The sequence below is a fragment of the Aerococcus sp. L_32 genome (genome assembly GCF_050689315.1).
Genome location: NZ_JBOEQF010000237.1, coordinates 1 through 3,243 on the forward strand (window position 1 = coordinate 1; position 3,243 = coordinate 3,243).

Annotated in this window: 3 protein-coding genes and 1 pseudogene; 1 reads left to right on the forward strand and 3 read right to left on the reverse strand. The window is 36.1% G+C overall.

Translation table 11 applies throughout. The features are described from left to right. Positions 1 to 225: pseudogene (locus ACRCJ0_RS11020) on the forward strand (ROK family protein); the annotation flags it as partial. A 75-nt stretch (positions 226 to 300) separates the two neighbouring features. Here ACRCJ0_RS11020 and ACRCJ0_RS11025 read toward each other — a convergent pair. Genes ACRCJ0_RS11025 through ACRCJ0_RS11035 form a run of 3 tightly spaced genes read right to left on the reverse strand, consistent with a single transcriptional unit; the run spans position 301 to position 2,550 of the window. After that, positions 301 to 999: a hypothetical protein gene (locus tag ACRCJ0_RS11025; protein WP_417894033.1), complete on the reverse strand. Its 699-nt coding sequence runs from the start codon at positions 997 to 999 to the stop codon at positions 301 to 303. A 1-nt stretch (position 1,000) separates the two neighbouring features. Continuing rightward, complete coding sequence (locus tag ACRCJ0_RS11030; RefSeq protein WP_431387660.1) at positions 1,001 to 1,741, reverse strand: multidrug ABC transporter permease; 741 nt, start codon at positions 1,739 to 1,741, stop codon at positions 1,001 to 1,003. After that, on the reverse strand, positions 1,741 to 2,550 hold the full coding sequence (locus tag ACRCJ0_RS11035) for an ABC transporter ATP-binding protein (RefSeq protein ID WP_431387659.1): 810 nt from the start codon (positions 2,548 to 2,550) through the stop codon (positions 1,741 to 1,743). The genes ACRCJ0_RS11030 and ACRCJ0_RS11035 overlap by 1 nt, the downstream gene beginning before the upstream one ends. Positions 2,551 to 3,243 lie beyond the last annotated feature (693 nt).

Below are 3,243 nucleotides of genomic sequence, written 5' to 3' on the forward strand. Positions count from 1 at the left end.
ATCCATACCCTACAGATATCGCTAGACCTAGACAGGGTCGTTTTTGGTGGGGGTATTTCAGCTCAGCCACTATTATTAGAAGAAATCCAAAATAAGTATAATGAAATAAGGGACCATGTAGAATGGTTCAAAAATTCATTTCAACCGATTGAGATTGGTTTGTGTAAATATGGTAGTGAAGCCAACCTGATTGGGGCCGTATACCAATTATTGATAGAAGAATAGATTTGACAAACCGCCTATCTTACGATGGACGGTTTTTTGTTAAATATGAACAGTGATAGGTATTGCACTATCGGATTACTTTTTCTGAACGACAACCCGATATCTATAAAGTAGCGTACTAATTAGTCCGACAATTACAAGATGTATCCACACCGGAACAAGTACAACTTGATTGGTGTGAATGGCGGTTAGCAATTGGCCATACGGAAATAGCATAGAAAAATTCTTAAAGATGACTGGATAGGTGGCAATTGGCATCGCTAATCCAGAAATGATAGGTAAGATATTCATAAAAATATTATTGAAAAAATAAATATTACTCATATTGATTGCCAGATAGAAAGCTATGATACCAATCAGTAAACTATAGAGAATGCTCAAAGGTAACAATGAGATTGCGCTATACATTTGATTAGTCGTTACGCCGAACACCGCTAGAATGCAAATATTGATTAGAAATAAAAGCAGCGAGCTAAAATAAACGGTCGCTATTTTGTCAAACCAATATTTTATAGCATAAGGCTTATGAACAATCATTTCAGTATGGATGCCTAATACTTTATCTGTTACCAGTAGTTGATTAATCGTATTGATTGCACTCGCGTTGGCAGAAATAAAAACTGAACTTAAGGCGATGTTATAGTCAAGGGTGCTGGAATATTGCTGGTTAATGAGTACAAACAATATCATCTGAATAATGGGTGAGATAAAGAAGTAAGTGATAAAAGTTTTGATATCACGAAGGTAGATTAATGATGAAAATTGAATACGCAATTTATACTAACCTCCCTTGACCGTCTTTTTTCGCCCAACGTAAAAGAATGCTCCCTAGGCTAATTGCAAGGGCTAGCCAGATGATTAAGGACAACAGATAGCTCCACGAGTTATAACTGGCGTCGTTGTTGGAAAGTAATTTTCTAATAGGATAAACTAGCGGGAGCGCCCACTGAGTATACATGGATAGTTGATCAAAAAAGGTTCCTTGTCCAATTAAACCACTGCATAAAAGAAGGGGTATATGGATAAGCTCTTCGTAGACAATTGCATTAGGTGTTAACACAAAGAAAGCAGCAATCAACATATCCATTACTGCTACACTCAGCCATAGCATTAACACTAAAAGGATAAATTCAAAAGTTAAGTCAGTCACTTGAACTTGGAAAATGCGTGCTAAACCATAAGAAAGTGGGAAGGAGATCAATCCAAAAGTAGAGGCAGGTAAAATGAGTGCGGTTAGTGACATAAAATCGTTAACGCCCGTATTGATTAAATAAGTCAAGGTACCCTGGTGTCTCTGGAAGCCGATTGAACCTGTTGCTGTTGTAGCAGAAGCCCATAAGCCAAATATTGCACTCCGTATCCATAAATAAGGATCATCCAACCGGTCATAGCCATGTGCTGTTAGATATTGTAAGAGAAAGATGGTCGTTGTTGAAATGATGGGTAGCCATAAAAAGTATTGATTTCTAATATAAACTTTCATATGGAATAAAAATAAACGTAAAAATCGAAACATTATGACCTCCTTAAACTTGGTGCAACAGATAAGTAGGCTTCTTCTAAGGTGGAGCCTTTAGGTAAGCCAGAATAGTGAATAATATCTGCTACTGCACCCTCAAATTTTAGGCTACCGCCACCAATAAGTAAAATGCGATTAGATAGGGTTTCAATCTCCCCCATAATGTGACTTGTCAGCAAGATGCTCACATTTTCCTCTACAGTTAATTTTTTGATTGTATCTCTTATTTCTTTAGCGATTTCTATATCTAAGCCGTTAGTAGGTTCATCTAGTAAGAGTAGGGAGGGTTTGTTTAATAGCGATTTAGCGATATGTAATCGTTGATTCATGCCTTTAGAGAAAAATTTTACTTGTTTATTTTTTACATCAGTCAGCGAAACGATATCTAAAACTCTATGGACCTCTTGTTTACGTTCTCGAAATGGTACATTTGCAAGGTCAGCATAGAAGTTTAAATTATCATAGGCCGAAGCATTTCCGTAGAAACCTAAATCGCCTCCAAAAGAAACGCCAATATCATTCTTATAGTGGTCTTGTTTACCATTTACCCAAATTTTCCCGGCAGTTTTTTCGATATAACCGCCGATCATTGAAACGATGGTTGTTTTTCCAGCACCATTTGGTCCAATAAGTGAAACAATTTCACCCGGGGCAATATCAAAAGAAACATCTTTGACTGCTTGAAAAGGCGTTTTTTTACCGTAAGATTTTGATAGATTTTTAACAGTTAAAGTATTCATATATCCATTCACTTTCTTTGTTGAAATGATGATCTGTTGGAAGGCGATGAGGCATTCATTGGTCACGCAATTTTGAAAAAAGACCACAAATCATTCTGGTCTATGGCCAGGATGAATCGCATTAGGTTGCTTATTGATCAGATCAACTTATATTGGCTAAATTTTAACACAAAAAATGAATTAAAAAATTTTTTGTTGTATACAAAAAAACCACCTACCGTTGGGAGTCGGTAGGTGGTTTACTTTATAATCTTTCGTTTGGGAGGAGAAAGATTTATGAAGAAAAGTTTTTATATTGGGTATGCTTATATAATAGCGTTGACCTTTGAATTTCTCGTGAAGATTTGAGATAAAATCTTGAAGAAAGTGTGAAGTCTTACAAAAATGCTGATTTAAAGGGGTTTTAATGGGGTGTAGAAGATAATAATAATACCAGCAGGACAAAATTTAAGAAAAATTGACTATCCAAGGTAGTGGTTTCAGGGGATTTCCCTATTACTAGATCAAATCTTTTTCGAAGAAGACCTTATTCCGTACACACCGCCTCAATTGCGAGGAAGTGCGACAGGGTTTAGGGGATGACCTGCATACTAGAGTAGATTTAATAGCATGTAAATACGAAATGATCGTGGAATAATCCATTTCCGAGGCGATAACTTGAAAAAGGCGAACTGCAATCATCTAGTCGTTCACCTTTTTTGGGTATTTTCGGATAGTAAAAAAATATTTTTCATATTTTTTAAACTTTTTTCGGAAATG

Bases quoted from the DNA above. Each gene is read 5' to 3' on its own strand.
- ACRCJ0_RS11030 (WP_431387660.1), bottom strand. From the start codon at position 1,741: ATGTTTCGATTTTTACGTTTATTTTTATTCCATATGAAAGTTTATATT.